Origin of the sequence: Arthrobacter sp. zg-Y1116 (assembly GCF_024385485.1) — a bacterium.
Classification (GTDB): Bacteria; Actinomycetota; Actinomycetes; order Actinomycetales; family Micrococcaceae; genus Arthrobacter_B.
This window is the reverse complement of sequence record NZ_JANFLR010000001.1, coordinates 1,093,166-1,109,227: the sequence shown is the minus strand read 5'-3', so window position 1 is coordinate 1,109,227 and position 16,062 is coordinate 1,093,166. Positions and strand designations below refer to the sequence as shown.

Genomic DNA, 16,062 nt, shown 5'->3' with positions numbered 1-16,062 from the left:
GGCATTACAGGGTGTGAACACAGACAAAGAGATTGTGGAGCGGTCGCGGAGCGCCCCCGCCACATTCGGGGAACTCTATGACCGGCACGCGCCGGACATCTACCGGTACGCGGCCCGCCGTGCCGGTGACTTTGCCGCCGAAGACGTGATGGCGGAAACCTTCCTGGTCGCCTTCGAAGGCCGGGCCGGCTTTGACGGGCCGGCCGAAGCCGTGCGGCCCTGGCTCTTCGGCATCGCCACCAATTTGCTGCGCCGGCACCATCGCGCCGAAGCGCGCATGCTGCGTGCCCTGGCCCGAAACGGCGGCCGCGGACATTCCGCGGACGGGCTCGATGCGGTGGACGCGAAAGTGGATGCCGACGGCGACCGGTCCCGGATCGGTGCGGCCCTGCATGCGCTGGCACCGATCGAGCGGGAAGCCATCCTCCTCTACGCGTGGGCGGACCTGACCTACGACGGAATCGCCACCGCCACCGGCGTGCCTATCGGCACCGTCCGCTCCCGCATCAACCGTGCCCGGCGCAAGCTCCGGGCCGACCTCGGCTTTGCCCTTTTCGACGATATGGACAGTGATCATGGACGAACTGCACCTGCTCCGCACAACGCGTAACAGCACCGGAACGGTACTCCCGGCCGTCCTGGCCGCCGGGCGGGAGAAACTGATGCAAAAGGCCGCGGAAGAGGAATCCTCCCGTCGCGCGGCGGGCCCGGTGCACGCCCGGCGGCCCTGGCGCCGCACTCTGTTGGCCTCCGCCGCGGCTGCGGCGCTCGTTGCAACGCTCGTGGCGGTGGACGTCGTCGGAGCCAATGAACGCCCGGGTGCGACGGCGGAGGCGGCCTTGGTCCTCAACGCTGCGGCGACAGCCGCGATCAACACGTCTGATCCCGTAGTCCAGCCAGGCCAGTACCTGAAGATCGAAACCACCGGCGTGATAATGATGTTCGAGCGCGGGCCCGCAAATGAAGCCACTCACCGGTGGCTAGCCAGTATGGACCGGCAGATGTATGTGCCGGCGGATAGGACCGGGGAATGGGTCTGGGCTTCGGAGCCCAGCGCACCGGTGCAATTCTTCGGCGAAGGTTCGCGGCAGGCGTCCGAGAGGATGGCGGCGGAAAGGCGGGCCTTCGGAATGCCGATGGAAGGCGAAGTGCTGCGTGCACCCGGCGGGCAATGGGGCGGCTCCGACTGGTATGTCCTCAACGATATGTCGCTGAACGAGGTGATTAAAAGCGCCCCCCGCGACCCGGACGAATTGTTGAAGATGATCTATGCACAAACTGAGGGCAACCACTGGAACACGGAGGCCGAAGCCTTCATGGCCTTCGCGAATATCCTGCGTACGGGAGCCGTTCCTGCGGACCTGCGTGCTGTGATCTACCAAGCCATTGCGCTGATTCCGGGAGTATCCGTGGTGGACCGCGAGGCCACGTTGGACGGGCGGACCGGAGTCTCCCTGGGAATGAAAAGCAGCAATTACCGGGCCAGGATGGAAATCATCATCGACCCGGCGTCCGGCCACGTGATCGGCGAGCGGGAGGTGCAGCTCAGGGAGGACAAAGGGGTCCCGGCGGGCACCGTGACTGCTTGGACGGCAATCACCGCCTCCGTGGTGGATTCGGCGCCCTAGTTTGCCGGAACCCCTTGCTGGACCTCTCGATTGTCGATAAGTATTGATTGTCCTTCAATCGAAGTGGTCCGGTAGGGAGAGCCTGATGGGAAAATCAACCATCCTGGCATTGCGGATAGTGCTGGTGCTGGTGTTCCTCGGCACCCTGTTTGTGCAGGCCGTGCTGGTGCCGCTGTTCGGCGTCGACCTGGCCGAGGCGGGCGCCGAAGCCGTCCGTGTGTCGGTCCTGGTGATTGTGGTGCTGGGGGTCCTCGCCTTCCAGGTCTGCCTGGTCTGCGTCTGGCGCCTGCTGACCATGGTGCGGCGGGGAACCGTGTTTTCCTCTGCGGCTTTCCGTTACGTGGATGTGGTGATTGGCGCGCTCTCGGTGGCAGCCCTGCTGCTCTTTGCACTGGGGGCCGTGCTGGCACCGGGGGAAGGGGCGGCTCCCGGCATTGTCCTGCTGATTGGCGGCATGGGGGTGACCGTTGCGGCCGGTGCCCTGCTGGTGCTGGTGATGCGCGCGCTGCTGGCCTCCGCCGTCGATACCGCGGCCGAGGCCAGCCGCCTGCGCGCCGAACTCGGCGGGGTGATCTGATGCCGATCATTGTGGACATCGACGTGATGCTGGCGAAGCGCAAAATGCCGGTTGGCGTGCTGGCCGAGCGGATCGGCATCACCCCGGCGAACCTGGCCGTGCTGAAGAACGGCCGTGCCAAGGCGGTGCGGTTCACCACTCTGGCTGCCCTTTGCGAGGTACTGGACTGCCAGCCCGGGGACCTGCTGCGCTGGGAGGCCGGTGAAACGGACGGGGCCGACGACAGCGGCGGGCTCCTCGTCGCCGTGCCCCGCCAACCGGCAGACTAGGCCATCGATTCATCTGCCGCGTCCGTGAGGATCTGGCCTCCTTGCAGGTCTTCCCGCCCGGAAGCCGTGTCTTCTGCCAGTGCGGCTTTTAGTCGGGCGGCAGCGTGCTGTCCGGCACGGCGGCCGCTGAAAATGCAGTCTGCGAGGGATAGTCCGCTGACGTAACTGTTGGAACAGACGCCGACGGCATTGCGGCCAGCGGCATAGAGGCCAGGGATAAGCGTCCCGTCCTGCCGTTTCACCAGCCCGGACTCCCCGTCCACCACCAGTCCGCCCAGCGTGAGGCCCGGAATCGGATAGAACGGCGAGGCATCAACGGAAATGTCGTAGGCATAGAAGGGAGCCTTGCCTACGGGAACGGATAGTTCAGGAGCTTTATGGGCGGGATCGCCGGCGCCGCTGGCAATACCTTGGTTGTAGGCCTCTACGGTTTGCTGCAGACCCGAGGCATCAACACCGATTTTCATCGCAAGCTCCGCGAGGGTATCCGCTTTCTTGTGGCCCACGGTCAGAAGGAAGGCGACCTGTAACTTTTGGAAAATCTGGGTCTGGGACCGGACCTGGCCGCGCGCTTTCTTCCAACTCACCGAGTCATAGACGGCCCAGCCCTTGCCGCCGAACTCCCGCATCAGCACGTTGCCGTGGGTGGCCCCGTAGAGATCCTCGTTCTTGATCCGGCGGCCGTTCAGCCCCACGGTAACTCCTTCTATGAAGGCGCTCGGCGGGGAGAGGAACCGCCAGGCCGTCACGTTGCCCATCTTGGCCGTGGCTCCGCCCGCATCCATGCCGAGCTGGATTCCCGACCCGTCATCCGCCGGTGTTCCCAGCGGGGAAATCCCGGTAAATTCCGGGGCGTAACGCTGGACCCATTCCTGGTTGTAGATGAAGCCTCCAGCAGCCAGAACCACTGCTGTCGCGCGGGCTTCCTTCTCTTCGGCGCCGTTTTCCCACAGGCTCTTGATCTTCGCCACCGGTCCCTTCACCAGACCGGGGGCCCAGTTGCCCAGCTTCCCCGTGAGCCGGGTCAGCCGTGCGTGTTCCGCCGCATTGGCATGGTCCTGCCCGAGTACGCGGTACCGCACCCCCACCACGCCGCCGTCCTCCACGATCAGGTCACTCACTTGGGCCAGTGGAACAAACACCACCCCCTTCCGCCGGGCGGCGGCAGCGAGGGCTGACCACAGCACCTTGCCTGAAGCCAGTCCCTTGGCAACGGCGCGGTGTCCACGCGGCGCGGGTTCGGCGGTGAGGTTGTACGGATAGGCCTTCTCGTTGCCGGAAAAATACAGGTAGTGCTGATCGGTGGGGTACGACGTCTTGTAGGACGGAACGCTGCTTCCGAAGACCACTCCCTGCTGCTCCAGCCAGGTGATTGTTCCCGGGCTCTGGGCGCAGAAGCGGCGAAGCGTTGAGTCGTCAACACTGTTTCCCGCCTCCTGCCGCAGGTAGTTGTAGAGATTCTCGACGGTGTCTTCGTACCCGGCCTCGCGTTGCTGCCGGGTGCCGCCACCTGCATAAACGACGCCTCCGGAAAGGGCGCTCGCTCCGCCGCCGTAAGACCGGTCCAACACCAACACCCGTGCTCCGTTGTCGGCTGCCTCAATGGCTGCTGCCGCACCTGCGTCTCCGTACCCCACTACGATCACATCGAACTGCTGCACTTCGGGCATAACGACCTCCTTGTCGGTACCTCAATTCCGGCAGAGTCTGCCATAACTCGCAGAACCGGACAAGGGCTACGGTTGAGCCATGAGTTCGAGCAGACGGGCACCGGGACGGCCCCCGCTTCTGGAAGACGTTGAATTGCGTGCACGGGCATTCGACGTCGTCGTCCGGCAGGGCTACGAAAACGTCACCGTTGGAGACATCGCGGCGGAGGTAGGAGTAAGCGTCCGTACCCTGCATCGATACTTTCCTGCCAAGGCGGACATTGTCTGGGGAGCCGTTGACTCTGCTTTTGAGGCGTTGAAGCAGGGGTTCGATCAAGCGGGAGAGGACCTTCCCCTCATCGACCTCATCATCGCCGCCGTCACGGCGGCGTTCGGCGAACCCGATGAACATTCCGTGCTCAGCCGCCAGCGCATGCGGCTGATCGTGACCATCCGCGAACTGCAGTCCAGCCAGTCGGAGATGTACCAGTTGTGGCACGGTCAACTGGTAGAGATCATCTCCAGGCGACTGGGTGAACCCGAGGACGGACTCCGACCGAGGGCGCTGGCCTCGGCCGTGCAGGCTGCGATCATGGAAGCCCTCGCGTTCTGGGCATTCCAGGATGATGCAGACACGCCTTCGGCGGTTGTCGCCAAGGCGCTGAGGGCGTTCGAGCTGTTGAATGCGGCGGCGGCGCGGGACTAGCGGTCAGCCGTGCCGGTGCTGCTCCAGCACCCGCCCCAGGATGCGCGCCCCCTCGCCGAACGCACCGGGATTCGGCCCGGAGTAGTTCAGCCGCAGATAGGCACCGGCCTGCTCGGCCGGAAACCACTCGTTCCCCGGTGCCACCCGCACGCCGGCGCTTTCGCAGTCCCGGGTGAGGGCGGCGAGGTCCGTGTTGTCCGGCAGGCGCACCCACAGGTTGAGTCCGCCCTTGGGGACCGCCTCCACCTGGGCTAGCGGAGCGTGCTCCCGGAGCGCATCAATCAGCAGGTCCCGCCGTCCTGCCAGCTGGGGCCGCAGCTGGCGCAGATGCGTGCGCCAGGCGGGCTGGGTGACGACGTCGAGCGCCACCGCCTGCAGTATTCCGCTGACATACACGGAGGATGCCTGGAAATCCGCCAGCAGCCGTTCGCGTGCAGGGCCGCGGGCAATGATGGCCGCCACCCGCACCGCCGGGGAAATGCTCTTGGTGAGGGAGCGCAGGTACACCACGTGCCCGCCGTCATCGCGGGCGGCCAGGGGCGCGGGATCAGCGGCAATGCCGAAGTCATGTGCCCAGTCATCTTCGATCAAAAACGCCCCGTGCCGCCGTACGGTCTGCAGCACCTGGTCGGCCCGCTGCCGCGACCAATAGGCACCGGTGGGGTTGGCGAAAGCGGGCTGGGCGTAGAAAGCCCGCGCACCGGTCTGCGCGAAGGCGCGTGCCAGCTCCTCCGGGTCCGGTCCGTCACTGCCGCTGGGTACCGGGACCACCTGCACTCCGGCCTGCGCGGCGGCCAGGATGGCGCCCCAATAAGTGGGGGATTCCATCAGCAGCGGACGTCCGGACCCCACGAGGGCGCGGAAGGCGGCGCTGAGCCCGATCTGGCTGCCGGGGAGGATTACGACGTCGGAGGCTGCCGGAGGTGCCACCCCCGGCGGGGCATCCCTGCCCAGTTCGGCGGCAAACCAGGCACGCAGTTCGGGCAGCCCGGCGGCGGGGGAGCGGGAGAGGGCGGCGTCGGTGCGGGCGGCGCGGGCGAAAGCTGCCCGGACCAGGCGTCCGGGCAGCAGCTCCGGGTCCGGATAGCCGGAGTGCAGCGCAATCACGTCATCCGCCACGGACCGCATGGCGGTGGAGAGGGTGGGCAGGCTGCGCGGAGCGCCGAGGGCGGCGGTCTGCCAGCCGTAGTCGTGGGCACGGGCAACGGTGCGGGCGCGGACGAAAGTTCCTGCACCGGGCCGGCCTTCCACCAGGCCCAGGGATGCCAGGGTCCGCAGCGCTTTCTGCACCGTGACCGGGCTGGCTCCGTGCCGTGCCACGAGCTCCCGGGTGGACGGCAGTTGCGCTCCGGGAGCCGCAGCCGAGATCCACGAGCGCAGGTCTGCCACGATCCGGTTCGCACTGCTACTATCTGCCATGAAGCCACATAATAGCGCTACTCTCCGAGTGCCAACAGTGCTACCGCCCAGCCGCGAGGGCCTGTGGTGGGGCCTGCTCGGCGTCACCGCCTTCTCCTTTACCCTTCCCTTCACCCGACTCGCCGTGGCGGGCGGCATGGCGCCGCTTTTTGTCGGATCAGGCCGGGCGGTGGTCGCCGCCCTGCTCGCTGCCGCCGCGCTTGCACTGACCCGGCAGCGGCTGCCCCGGGGCACGCAATGGGCGCGCCTGGCCCTGGTAGGCGGCGGCGTGGTAGCCGGTTTCCCGCTGCTGACCTCCTTCGCACTCGCCACCGCCCCGGCCAGCCACGGCGCCGTTGTCACCGCCCTCCTGCCCGCCGCCACCGCCGTTATGGCAGTCCTGCGCACGCATGAGCGTCCGCCCCGCCGGTTCTGGGTTATGGCAGCGGTCGGGGCAGCGGCCGCCGTTGGGTTCGCGGCCCTCCAGGGCGCCGGGCTGGCCGGGCTGCACCCGTCGGACCTGCTGTTGTTCGCCGCGGTGATCGCCGGAGCGGTTGGCTACGCCGAGGGCGGCATCCTGACCCGGGAGCTGGGTGCCTGGCAGACCATTTCCTGGGCGCTGGTGCTCGCCTCGCCGGTGATGGCAGGCCTGACTTTGTTCAGCCTTGCCGGGAGGGCACCTGCCGGCGGCCCGGGGGAATGGGCTGCCTTCGCCTACCTGGGTGTGGTGAGCATGTTCCTGGGCTTCTTCGCCTGGTACCGCGGCCTGGGCATCGGCCCCATGGCCCAGGTCAGCCAGGTACAGCTGGCCCAGCCGGTGCTGACCATCTGCTGGGCAGCCCTGCTCCTGCATGAGCAGCTGACCTGGGCCACCGTCCTGGGCGGGCTGGCCGTCATCCTCTGCGCCGGCGTCGCCGTGCGGACCCGCGGACGGAAGGCGCCGCCGTCGTCCGCGTGACCGGCACGCACCGGAGCCGGGCTCAGGGCCAGGAATCCTCCTGATCGTGGCAGATCAGCATTTCACGGACTTCGCAGCCGACGGGCTGGCCTAGCACAAAGAGGATTGCCGCGGCCACGTTTTCCGGATCGTTCAGCCGTGAATCGTCCTGCGGGCGGTACTGCTCGGTGCGGTCCTCGAAAAACCGCGTTTTCATGCCGCCGGGAATCATGGTGGTCACACCCACCTGGCCGCGGGTCTCGGCGGCCAGGGCGCGGCTGAAGCCGATCACCCCGAACTTGGAGGCGCAGTACGCCGTCGCATCGGAGACGGCCTTGAGCCCCAGCGTGGAAGCCACGGTGATGACCCGGCCGTGGGAGGCGGCCAGATACGGCAGGGCGGCGCGGACCACGGAGACCGTGCCCAGCAGGTTCACGCCGATGACCTTTTCCCATTCCTCCGCCGCCACGTCTTCAAGCCGGCCGCAGCGGTCAATACCGGCGGCGGTGACCACGGCATCGAGTCCGCCCAGGATCTGCGCCGCCTCCCGGACGGCCGCTTCCACGCCGGCGCGGTCCGCCACGTCCACCTGCACGGCCTTGGCCTCCGTGACGGCGCTGATATCCCGGTCCAGCACCACCACGGACCCGCCGGCGGCGGTCACGGCGGCACTGACGGCGGCGCCCAGCCCGGAGGCGCCGCCGGTGACCAGCACCCGGCCGGTAAACACCGCGGGAAGGGGGCGCGTTTGGAGGAGGGGGTCCGGAACCGGGAGAGGACCGGGCACAGGATCGGGCAGCGAAGCCGGCGCGGGGGCCGCGGGGAACAGGGTCATGGGAATTCCTTTCGACGGAGTTATTAGGGGGCAGTGGAGCCAGGGGCCGGGGCCGCTCAGCCGACCTTCGCGAGTGCGGAGGCCAGGGCCGTGGTGGAACGGGCCGGATGGAACGGGACGGTGACCGTTTCCCCGCCCCAGGAACGGATCAGCGCGGCCTCCGGAAGTTGGTCTTCGCGGTAATCCCCGCCCTTGACCCAGATGTCCGGGCGCAGCCGCTCCAGCACGGCGGCCGGGGTATCCTCTTCGAAGACCAGGACCCCGTCCACGCATTCCAGGGACTGCAGCAGTTCCGCCCGGTCCCCGGCACCGATAATCGGGCGCTGCTCTCCTTTGAGCCGCCGGACGGAATCGTCGGAGTTCAGGCAGACAATCAGGCAGTCGCCCAGCCCCCGGGCCGCCAGCAGGGTGCGGGCATGTCCGGCGTGGAGCAGATCGAAGCAACCGCCGGTGGCCACCACGGTTCCGCCGCGCGCCCGGACCTGCGCCGCCGTCGCCATCGCGTCCGGTGGTTCGGTGCCGAAGATGGGGTCTTCCGCGTCCAGTCCGGCCACCCCGCCGGCGGCCAGGAAAGAGGCCGCCGCCTGCACCGCGCCTTCGGCGGCGGTTTCCAGCCCGTCGCCGTCGAGCAGCCGCACGGCGAGGGACGCGGCAAACCGGTCTCCGGCACCGCATGCGTCCTCGGCGGAAACCTTCGGGGCCGGAAGGATCTGTGCCAACCCCGCTGCGGGGAGGGCCAGCGCGCCCTGCGTCCCCAGGGTGAGCACCACGGATTGGCTTTGCCAGCGGGTCAGCAGTTTTTCCGCCGCCCGAAGTGCGGCCGGAACCCCGCCCGGTGTCTCCCCGGCAGCGGACAGGGCCTCAGCCAGGTTCGGCGTCACTGCCGCAACCCCGGGCACCGGATCGGCCCCGGCCGGGTGCGGGTCCCAGACCACGGGGATACGCCCTGCCAAGGTCTCCAGCAGGTCCCGGAGGGCCGGGTTGGCCGTGAGCCCGCGGCCGTAGTCGGCAACCACCACCGCATCGGCCGCCGCGACCACGGACAGCATCTGCGCGGTGACCGCAGGGACCGGGGCGGGGGAGCAGCCCTGGTCGAAGCGGACCACGGCGTGGGTGCCGGCCCGGATCCGCGTCTTTACCGGGGTGGGAGCGTCGGACGGGCCGGAGGTCAGGGGGATGCCGGCCAGCGCGGTCCGCAGCAGCCCGGAGGCGTCGTCGTCGGAGAGTACCGTCACCAGATGGACCTGCCGGCCGTCCCGCTCCAGCAGGCGCGCCACCAGGCCCGCTCCGCCGGCCCGGCGTCCGACGTCGTCCACGTCCACCACGGGCACGGGCGCATCGGGGGAGAGGCGCTGGGCCGAGCCGGAAATGTCCGTGTCCAGCAGGACATCACCCACCACTACGATTGTCTTCACGCGGTTCCTCCTGCAGCGGTGAGCCGTTCAATCTCGGCGTCAAAGGACCGGCAGAGCGCATGCAGGGCAACCAGATGGGCCTCCTGGGCATTTGCTGCCGGTGCATCAATGGCAATGAAGTCCTCACAGGCCGCCGCGAGCGGATTCGGCGCCCGGCCGGTCAACGCCCAGGTCCGCAGCCCGGCAGCGTGTGCGGCCTGCACTGCGGCCAGCAGGTTGGGGCTCGCGCCGCTGGTGGAGAAGAGGATGAGGACGTCTCCGGGCCTGCCGTGGCCCCGCACCTGCCGGGCGTAGAGCTGGTCGAAGCCGTAGTCGTTGGCGATGGCCGTCACGGCTGAGGTTTCGGCATGCAGGGCAATCGCGGAAAACGGGCGGCGCTCGCCGTCGAACCGTCCCACCAGTTCCGCGCTCAGGTGCTGGGCTTCGGCCGCGGACCCGCCGTTTCCGGCGGTCAGCAGCCGGTGCCCGGCCAACAGGCGGGCCGCCAGCTCAAGGCCCCATTCCGTCAGATGCCGGGCCTGCCGTTGGAGGGAGAGCAGGGCGGGCTGCGCCTGGGCCAGGTGGTCCAGCACTGCCTGCTCCGGCCCGGAGACGGGCGCGGTGACCGGTGATTCGATGCTCACAGCGCCTTCCCTCCCAGCGACTGCAGCCGTCCGGGCCTCGCCGCGGCGCCCAGCGCCAGCTGATAGGCCTTCTCCGTCTCCAGCGCCACCCGGTCCCAGGAGTAGCGGGCGGAGGCGCGCTGCTTGCCCGCTGCGCCGAGCCGCCGGGCGTAGCGGGGGTTCTGCAGCAGCTCCGAGAGCGCGGCGGCCAGGGCTGCCGGATCCCGTGGCGGCACATGCAGGCCGGTTCTGCCGTGGACCACGGTGTCGATCAGCCCGCCCACTGCCGAGGCCACAACGGGGACTCCGCACGCCATCGCCTCCAGCGGCACGATCCCGAAGGGTTCATACCAGGGCGCGCACACCACGGCATCGGCGCTGCGCAGTACTGCGGGCATTTGTTCGCGGGGGACCTGGCCCCGGAGCAGCACCCGGTCCGCCACATCCAGGGACCGGGCGAGGGCCAGCAGCCGGCGGGCCTCCGGATCCGATTCCAGTCCGGCACTGTCACTGGAGCCGCCGACAATCAGCAGCTCCACATCTTCCAGGCCCTCGTCCCGCAGCAGTGCAAGGGCCCGGATGGCCAGGTCCACGCCCTTGCGCGGCACCAGGCGCCCGACGGCGGCAATCCGGTGCCGCCGTCCGCGTGGTTCCGCCGGTCCACTGGAAGAGAAGAGGGACAAGTCCACGCCGCAGGGCGCAATGGAGATCCGGCTGCCAGGCACCCCGATGGCCTTGAGTTCGAAGACCTCGTCCGAACAGGTGGCCAGCACCCGGTCCGCCCGCCGGCCCACGGAGGGTTCCAGCCAGGCCCGTTCCGGCGGGGAGGTGTCCTCGGCACCCTGATGCCGTTTCTTCACAGTGCCCAGGGCGTGGAAGGTGTGGACCACCGGCACGCCCTCGTCTCCGGCGCTGCGCGCCGCCTCCAGTGCGGCGAGCCCGGACATCCAGAAGTGCGAGTGCACGACGTCGGGCGGTTCGGTTCCCCAGTCGGCCAGCACGCCGCCGGCCAGCTGCCCCATGTACGGCAGCAGGTCATCCTTGGGCAGCGGCAGGGCCGGACCGGCGGTCAGGTGCACTACCTCCAGGCCGTCCTGCACCTGCACCCGGTCCGGGAGCCCGGGATCGTCCCGCCGCGTGTACACCTGCACGGTGTGGCCGCGGGCGGCCAGCGCCACGGACAGCGCGGCCACATGCACGTTCTGGCCGCCGGCATCCACCCCGCCCAGTGCGGCCAGCGGACTTGCATGTTCGGACACCATTGAGATTCTCACTGTTGTCCCCCTCCTGTTGATGCCGGTGCGGTTCCCGCGGCCGGAAGAAACGTTGCGGCGGAAACCGTCTCGGTTAGCAGGTCCGCGAAGAGCCGGTCCCAGTCGGAGAGGAACCGCTCCAACCCGTACCGGGCCAATGCCGCCGTACGGGCGGCCCGGCCGCAGGCGCGTGCCTGCTCGGGCTCGGCCAGGAACATCCGCGCCGCCCGGACCAGCTCGTCGGGATCGTTGCTGGCCACCCCCGCCTCCGGCGGGATTGCCCGGACCGCTTCAGTGGTTGCAAGGGCCAGGACCGGCAGTCCCAGATGCATAGCCTCAAGCAGGGACAGGCCCAGCGACGTCCAGCGCATCGGGTGCAGGTAGGCCCGGCAGCCGGCCAGTTCCCGGTGCAGCCTGGCAACGGGCAGGTCGCCGCGGACCAGCAGGCGGTCTGCGCCCAGCAGTCCGGGCAGCCGTTCCGTGCCCATCCCGAAGATTTCCAGCGGTGCGGCCCGGGCAAATCCGGGCAGGAGATCGGTGCCGGCCACCCGGCTGCGGCGGACCGGCTCGTTCACCACCACTCCCAGATGCGGGCGCTCCCCGGTGTAGCGGTAGCCGGGGTCGGGGATGCCGTGTTCGATCACCCGTACCGGCGCCCTCCCGGTGTCCCAGAACAAGCGGTTGAACTGCGTGACGTGCACAACCGGGATGTCCGTTCGGCCCGCCAGCGGATGCCGGGTCTCGGGCACGTTGCCGCGCGGGGTGTTGTGTTCCAGGTACACCGCCGGAATGTCGCGGCCGGGCCGCCTGCCGAGCAGGCGGGTGCAGGCTTCGATCTCTTCGGGACGCTGCAGCACGACGACGTCGATCTGCTGTGTGCGTAGATCTTCCGGCACCACTTCCACGGCAGCTGCCGGCCAGGACCGGCCGCCGCGTCCCAGCCCCCAGCCATCCCGTGCGGGAGTAGCCGGCAGCAGGTACTCATGGGCGCCGCGGACAAAGGCCTCCATCCAGCCGCCGTGCACGTGCCACAGCAGAATCCTCATCGGTGCCTCATTTCACGGTGCGTCTGCAGCGACGGCACGCCGGTGACCAGGCGCTGCACCGCTTCCACCACCTGCTCGGGGGAAACGCCGGAGAGGCAGGGATGCCCGGGCACCGGGCAGATCCGGGCACGGGTTCCGCTGCAGGCAGCGTGCTGGTTCCCCAGCAGTTCCAGCGGAACCCCGTAGGGCGCCCACCGGATGGCGGGCACCACGGGTGCGAAGAGGCTCACCACCGGAGTGCCTGCCGCGGCCGCCAGATGGGCCGGCCCGGTGTTTCCGGCCACCACCGCGTCCGCTCCGGCCAGGACTGCCGCCAGCGTGGCCAGATCCGTGCGTCCGCCCAGGTCCAGGCCGGCCACCGCCGCCACGGTGGCGGTCAGCTCCTTCTCTCCGGGGCCGCCGGTGACCACCACGCGGAAGCCGGCGGCGGTAAGCAGTTCGACGGCGGCGGCATGGTGCAGCGCCGGCCAGGCCCGGGCCGGGACGGCGGCACCCGGATGCACCGCGATGTAGGGTCCGGTGCCCACCAGGTGGGAGACGTCGGGCAAGGGTCCCAGCCGCAGCCGGCCGTCGTCGCCGGCGGGAAGCGGAAAACCTGCGGCGGCAGCGATCCGCAGCGCACGTTCCGGCTCCGGCTGGTCTTCGGGGAAGTCCTCCCCGGGTTTGAGCCGGTGGGCCAGTAAGGCACCGGCGTAATCCGTGGACGCCCCCGTAATAGTGCGTACCCCGGCTTCGCGGAGCAGCAATGCCAGGGGCAGCGGGGACTGGTGGAAGGACGTCAGGATCACCGCCTCCTCGGCTCGGACGGACCGCACCATGACCCGCAGTGCCTCCAGCAGGTCCCGGGAAGGTTCCGGGGCAGGATTCAGGATCCATGGGCAGGACCACTCCAGCACCTGCGCGACCCCGGGCAGCAGCCGTCCGGCGGGCGCCCCCTGCGGACCGCACAGCAGCACCGTTTCCACCTCCGGTGCCGCCGCCACCGCCCGGACGGCAGGGCCCGCGAGCAGGACGTCCCCGGCGCCGTCGAGCCGGGCCACCAACACCCGGCGGCTCATCGGCTGCCCCACAGCAACTCCACGGCCTCGGCCAGGTCGCCCGCCACGAGCGGAGCCGCGGCGGTTTCCTCGGCACGGGTAGCGGCGGTGGGCACCAGCACGCCGCGTGCACCGGCGGCCGCGGCGGCTCCGACGTCGGCACCAATGTCACCGATGACGGCGACTTCTGCCGGATCGAGCCCCAGGCGGCGGCTGGCCCGCAGCACCATGCCGGGCATCGGCTTGCGGCAGGCGCAGCCGTCGCCCGGTGCATGCGGGCAGATTTCCCAGACATCGAACGGTCCCAGCAGGCCTTCGACGGCGTCGTTCACTCCCGCTACTTCTTCGGCGGACAGCATTCCGCGGCCGATGCCGGACTGGTTGGTGATTACCCCTACGGCCACGCCGGCTTGCCGCAGCCCGGCCAGCACCTCGACGGCGCCGGGCACCGGCCGCACGCGCGCCGGATCCGCGTTGTAGGGCACGTCAAAAATCAGCGTGCCGTCCCGGTCAAACAGGACGGCACGCGGCGGCGACGGCAAAAATCCCATACCGCATCTGTTCCCCGCCGGAAGGGAAGCTAAACACCGCGGGGACCACTTCTTAGACAACCGGATCAGCCGCCCCACGCGTATCCCGCGGCACAATCTTCTGGCAGGATGTGGACGTTCTGGCAGGAGTTGACCCGACCGGAAGGAAACTGCGCCCATGTCCGAGGTGCCCGAGCGTCCCGAACTGCTGGTGCTGCGAGCCTTGAAACTGGGGGATCTGCTGGTTGCAGTTCCGGCGCTGAAGGCCCTGCGGCGGGAGTATCCGGAGCACCGTATCCGGTATGCCGCGCAGGAGTGGCTGCGTCCCATCCTGCCGCTCACCGGCGCCGTGGATGACCTGCTTCCCCTGCACGGCCTGGATGTGCCCATTCCGCTCGAACCCGGACAAATCGACGTGGCCGTGAACCTGCACGGCAGCGGTCCGGAGAGCTGCAGCCGGATCGAGGCGCTGCAGCCCCGTCGCTGGATCGGGCACGCCGGACCCGGATGGGACGGTCCGCCGTGGAAGGACGGCGTCCACGAACGCGAGCGGTGGGCAGGACTGCTGTCCTGGCACGGCATCCCGGCGGATCCGCTGGATTACCGGTTGGCTCCGCCGCCGGCGGCGGAAAACGCACCGGAAACGGTAGTGATCCATGTGTGCGCGGCCTACGGCAGCCGGCTCTGGCCCGCGGACCGGTTTGCCGACGTCGCCCGCGAACTCGCCGCCACCGGTTCCCCGATTCTCTTTACGGGCAGCGGGTCCGAGCGGCAGCGGGCGCTCGCCGTCGCCGCCGCCGCCGGGCTTGGGGCGGAGTGCGTTGTGGCCGGTGAGCTCCGGCTGGACGAGTTCGCCGCCGTGATTTCCCGATCCCGGCTGGTGATCTCGGCCGATACCGGTGCGGCGCATCTGGCGTCGGCCTATGCCCGGCCGTCAGTGGTTCTGTTCGGCCCGGCGCCGGTCAGTGAATGGGGTCCGCCGCCGGGCCCGCACATCGCCCTGACCGACGGAAGCCGACGCCGCGGAGACACCTTCGCCGCGGATCCGGACCCTGCGCTGCTGGCGGTCACAGTGGAGGACGTCCTGGCCGCCGTGGAGAAGCTCGAGGCGCTCTAACGGTCGCTGAGGCGCAGCCGGCCGCCGGACGCGTCCACCGTTAGATCCGCCCGCCCGCCGATCGGCAGGGTCAGCTGCGGCTGGGTGTGCCCGAAATCCACGTTCGCCAGAACCGGCAGGCCGGCCAGGGCAGGCTGGGCCGCGATCTCCTGGAGATGCGGCAGCGTGATGCCGCTGGACGCCTGGAACCTGCCGATGACCAGACCCTGAATATCTTCCGCGTCCGGCTGCTGGAGCAGGGAGGTGAGGTCACGGGCAAACGTCATGGGATCGGTGGAGGCATCGTCCTCCAGCATGAGGACGGCGCCGGCCAGCGGAGGCATCTGCGCGGTCCCCTGCAGGAGGTTCAGCGTGCACAGGTTTCCTCCGATAATGCGGCCGGAGGCGCTGCCCTGCTGCACTGGCCACCATCCGGTCCCCGGCCGGGGACTGCGGTTGTCCTGGTCCAGGAACCAGGCATCGTCGGTCCACTCCGGGGAGGGGGAAAGCTCCATCCGGTAGCCGTTCACCAGCGCGTCCTCGAACCACTGCTGCGTTAGGTCAAAGTGATCCCGCATACCGAAGCTGGACCAGTGCGGACCGGAATAGGTCACCAGGCCGGTGCGGGCGAAGATCGCGTTCTGCAGCGCCGTAATGTCGGAATATCCGCACAGGATCTTCGGATTGGCGGCAATCAGGTCCCAATCCAGATAGGGGAGCAGTTCGTTGCTGTTGAAGCCGCCGATGACGGTCAGGATGCCCTTGACCTCCGGATCCGCAAACGCGTCATGCAGGTCGGCAACGCGGGAGGCGACCGATGTGGAGTCGAAAATGTCGCGCTCATCCACGTGGCGGCCGTAGGAAAGCCGCAGGCCCAAGTCGGCGAAACGGCGTTCGATGAGGGCGCTGTGATCGTGTTCGGCCACCATGGCGCGGCTGGCCGCCGGGGCAATGACGCGCAGCAGGTCGCCCCTGGCCAGTTTGGGCGGGACGGTGGCTGGCGGGACTCTATTTTCCGGGCTGGCAGTTTCCGGAGCGGCGGCAGGATCCATGCTGGAACGGTAACAGGGCGCCGTACGGTATC

Annotated in this window: 17 protein-coding genes; 7 read left to right on the top strand and 10 right to left on the bottom strand. The window is 69.2% G+C overall.

The window, feature by feature from the left end; all coding sequences use genetic code 11:
- The first annotated feature begins 13 nt into the window (after positions 1 to 13).
- From NNX34_RS05255 to NNX34_RS05240, 4 genes are all read left to right on the top strand, one after another.
- Positions 14 to 610 (top strand): RNA polymerase sigma factor, encoded by a 597-nt coding sequence (locus NNX34_RS05255; RefSeq protein ID WP_255765456.1) that lies wholly within the window; start codon positions 14 to 16, stop codon positions 608 to 610.
- On the top strand, positions 576 to 1,628 hold the full coding sequence (locus tag NNX34_RS05250; protein ID WP_255765455.1) for a CU044_5270 family protein: 1,053 nt from the start codon (positions 576 to 578) through the stop codon (positions 1,626 to 1,628). The genes NNX34_RS05255 and NNX34_RS05250 overlap by 35 nt, the downstream gene beginning before the upstream one ends.
- Positions 1,629 to 1,713: 85 nt before the next feature.
- Entirely contained in the window at positions 1,714 to 2,205 is a 492-nt protein-coding gene (locus tag NNX34_RS05245; protein ID WP_255765454.1) for a DUF2975 domain-containing protein, read from the top strand.
- Entirely contained in the window at positions 2,205 to 2,474 is a 270-nt protein-coding gene (locus NNX34_RS05240; RefSeq protein ID WP_255765453.1) for a helix-turn-helix transcriptional regulator, read from the top strand. Before NNX34_RS05245 ends, NNX34_RS05240 begins: the two co-directional genes overlap by 1 nt.
- On the opposite strand, the gene NNX34_RS05235 is transcribed toward NNX34_RS05240, so the two are convergent.
- Positions 2,471 to 4,144: an FAD-binding protein gene (locus NNX34_RS05235; RefSeq protein WP_255765452.1), complete on the bottom strand. Its 1,674-nt coding sequence runs from the start codon at positions 4,142 to 4,144 to the stop codon at positions 2,471 to 2,473. The two genes, NNX34_RS05240 and NNX34_RS05235, sit on opposite strands and share 4 nt — an antisense overlap.
- Positions 4,145 to 4,223: 79 nt before the next feature.
- Between NNX34_RS05235 and NNX34_RS05230 the strand changes: the two genes are divergently transcribed.
- Complete coding sequence (locus NNX34_RS05230) at positions 4,224 to 4,829, top strand: TetR family transcriptional regulator (RefSeq protein WP_255765451.1); 606 nt, start codon at positions 4,224 to 4,226, stop codon at positions 4,827 to 4,829.
- Between the two features lie 3 nt (positions 4,830 to 4,832).
- Here the strand turns inward: NNX34_RS05230 and NNX34_RS05225 are convergent, their stop codons facing one another.
- Entirely contained in the window at positions 4,833 to 6,248 is a 1,416-nt protein-coding gene (locus tag NNX34_RS05225) for a PLP-dependent aminotransferase family protein (RefSeq protein ID WP_255765450.1), read from the bottom strand.
- Between NNX34_RS05225 and NNX34_RS05220 the strand changes: the two genes are divergently transcribed.
- On the top strand, positions 6,247 to 7,185 hold the full coding sequence (locus NNX34_RS05220; protein ID WP_255765449.1) for a DMT family transporter: 939 nt from the start codon (positions 6,247 to 6,249) through the stop codon (positions 7,183 to 7,185). The genes NNX34_RS05225 and NNX34_RS05220 overlap by 2 nt on opposite strands.
- A 22-nt stretch (positions 7,186 to 7,207) precedes the next feature.
- Here the strand turns inward: NNX34_RS05220 and NNX34_RS05215 are convergent, their stop codons facing one another.
- Genes NNX34_RS05215 through NNX34_RS05185 form a run of 7 tightly spaced genes read right to left on the bottom strand, consistent with a single transcriptional unit; the run spans position 7,208 to position 13,903 of the window.
- Entirely contained in the window at positions 7,208 to 7,999 is a 792-nt protein-coding gene (locus NNX34_RS05215) for an SDR family oxidoreductase (protein WP_255765448.1), read from the bottom strand.
- A 56-nt stretch (positions 8,000 to 8,055) separates the two neighbouring features.
- A complete protein-coding gene (locus NNX34_RS05210) occupies positions 8,056 to 9,414 on the bottom strand; it encodes a PfkB family carbohydrate kinase (RefSeq protein ID WP_255765447.1) in 1,359 nt (452 codons plus the stop codon).
- The gene (locus tag NNX34_RS05205; protein WP_370646956.1) at positions 9,411 to 10,037 is read right to left on the bottom strand and encodes an SIS domain-containing protein; all 627 of its coding nucleotides are present in this window, start codon (positions 10,035 to 10,037) and stop codon (positions 9,411 to 9,413) included. Before NNX34_RS05205 ends, NNX34_RS05210 begins: the two co-directional genes overlap by 4 nt.
- Positions 10,034 to 11,290: a glycosyltransferase gene (locus NNX34_RS05200; protein ID WP_255765446.1), complete on the bottom strand. Its 1,257-nt coding sequence runs from the start codon at positions 11,288 to 11,290 to the stop codon at positions 10,034 to 10,036. Before NNX34_RS05200 ends, NNX34_RS05205 begins: the two co-directional genes overlap by 4 nt.
- Complete coding sequence (locus NNX34_RS05195; protein WP_255765445.1) at positions 11,287 to 12,315, bottom strand: glycosyltransferase; 1,029 nt, start codon at positions 12,313 to 12,315, stop codon at positions 11,287 to 11,289. The genes NNX34_RS05200 and NNX34_RS05195 overlap by 4 nt, the downstream gene beginning before the upstream one ends.
- Positions 12,312 to 13,373, bottom strand: a complete 1,062-nt coding sequence (locus NNX34_RS05190) for a glycosyltransferase family 9 protein (protein WP_255765735.1) — start codon at positions 13,371 to 13,373, stop codon at positions 12,312 to 12,314. The genes NNX34_RS05195 and NNX34_RS05190 overlap by 4 nt, the downstream gene beginning before the upstream one ends.
- The gene (locus tag NNX34_RS05185; protein ID WP_255765444.1) at positions 13,370 to 13,903 is read right to left on the bottom strand and encodes an HAD-IIIA family hydrolase; all 534 of its coding nucleotides are present in this window, start codon (positions 13,901 to 13,903) and stop codon (positions 13,370 to 13,372) included. The genes NNX34_RS05190 and NNX34_RS05185 overlap by 4 nt, the downstream gene beginning before the upstream one ends.
- A 157-nt stretch (positions 13,904 to 14,060) precedes the next feature.
- On the opposite strand from NNX34_RS05185, the gene NNX34_RS05180 reads away from it, so the two are divergent.
- On the top strand, positions 14,061 to 14,999 hold the full coding sequence (locus NNX34_RS05180; RefSeq protein WP_255765443.1) for a glycosyltransferase family 9 protein: 939 nt from the start codon (positions 14,061 to 14,063) through the stop codon (positions 14,997 to 14,999).
- Here NNX34_RS05180 and NNX34_RS05175 read toward each other — a convergent pair.
- The gene (locus NNX34_RS05175) at positions 14,996 to 16,030 is read right to left on the bottom strand and encodes a S66 peptidase family protein (RefSeq protein WP_255765442.1); all 1,035 of its coding nucleotides are present in this window, start codon (positions 16,028 to 16,030) and stop codon (positions 14,996 to 14,998) included. The two genes, NNX34_RS05180 and NNX34_RS05175, sit on opposite strands and share 4 nt — an antisense overlap.
- Positions 16,031 to 16,062: the final 32 nt, after the last annotated feature.

Bases quoted from the DNA above. Each gene is read 5' to 3' on its own strand.
- NNX34_RS05175 (WP_255765442.1), bottom strand. From the start codon at position 16,030: ATGGATCCTGCCGCCGCTCCGGAAACTGCCAGCCCGGAAAATAGAGTC.
- NNX34_RS05180 (WP_255765443.1), top strand. From the start codon at position 14,061: ATGTCCGAGGTGCCCGAGCGTCCCGAACTGCTGGTGCTGCGAGCCTTG.
- NNX34_RS05220 (WP_255765449.1), top strand. From the start codon at position 6,247: ATGAAGCCACATAATAGCGCTACTCTCCGAGTGCCAACAGTGCTACCG.
- NNX34_RS05185 (WP_255765444.1), bottom strand. From the start codon at position 13,903: ATGGGATTTTTGCCGTCGCCGCCGCGTGCCGTCCTGTTTGACCGGGAC.
- NNX34_RS05190 (WP_255765735.1), bottom strand. From the start codon at position 13,373: ATGAGCCGCCGGGTGTTGGTGGCCCGGCTCGACGGCGCCGGGGACGTC.
- NNX34_RS05250 (WP_255765455.1), top strand. From the start codon at position 576: ATGGACGAACTGCACCTGCTCCGCACAACGCGTAACAGCACCGGAACG.
- NNX34_RS05230 (WP_255765451.1), top strand. From the start codon at position 4,224: ATGAGTTCGAGCAGACGGGCACCGGGACGGCCCCCGCTTCTGGAAGAC.
- NNX34_RS05235 (WP_255765452.1), bottom strand. From the start codon at position 4,144: ATGCCCGAAGTGCAGCAGTTCGATGTGATCGTAGTGGGGTACGGAGAC.
- NNX34_RS05245 (WP_255765454.1), top strand. From the start codon at position 1,714: ATGGGAAAATCAACCATCCTGGCATTGCGGATAGTGCTGGTGCTGGTG.
- NNX34_RS05215 (WP_255765448.1), bottom strand. From the start codon at position 7,999: ATGACCCTGTTCCCCGCGGCCCCCGCGCCGGCTTCGCTGCCCGATCCT.
- NNX34_RS05225 (WP_255765450.1), bottom strand. From the start codon at position 6,248: ATGGCAGATAGTAGCAGTGCGAACCGGATCGTGGCAGACCTGCGCTCG.
- NNX34_RS05195 (WP_255765445.1), bottom strand. From the start codon at position 12,315: ATGAGGATTCTGCTGTGGCACGTGCACGGCGGCTGGATGGAGGCCTTT.
- NNX34_RS05240 (WP_255765453.1), top strand. From the start codon at position 2,205: ATGCCGATCATTGTGGACATCGACGTGATGCTGGCGAAGCGCAAAATG.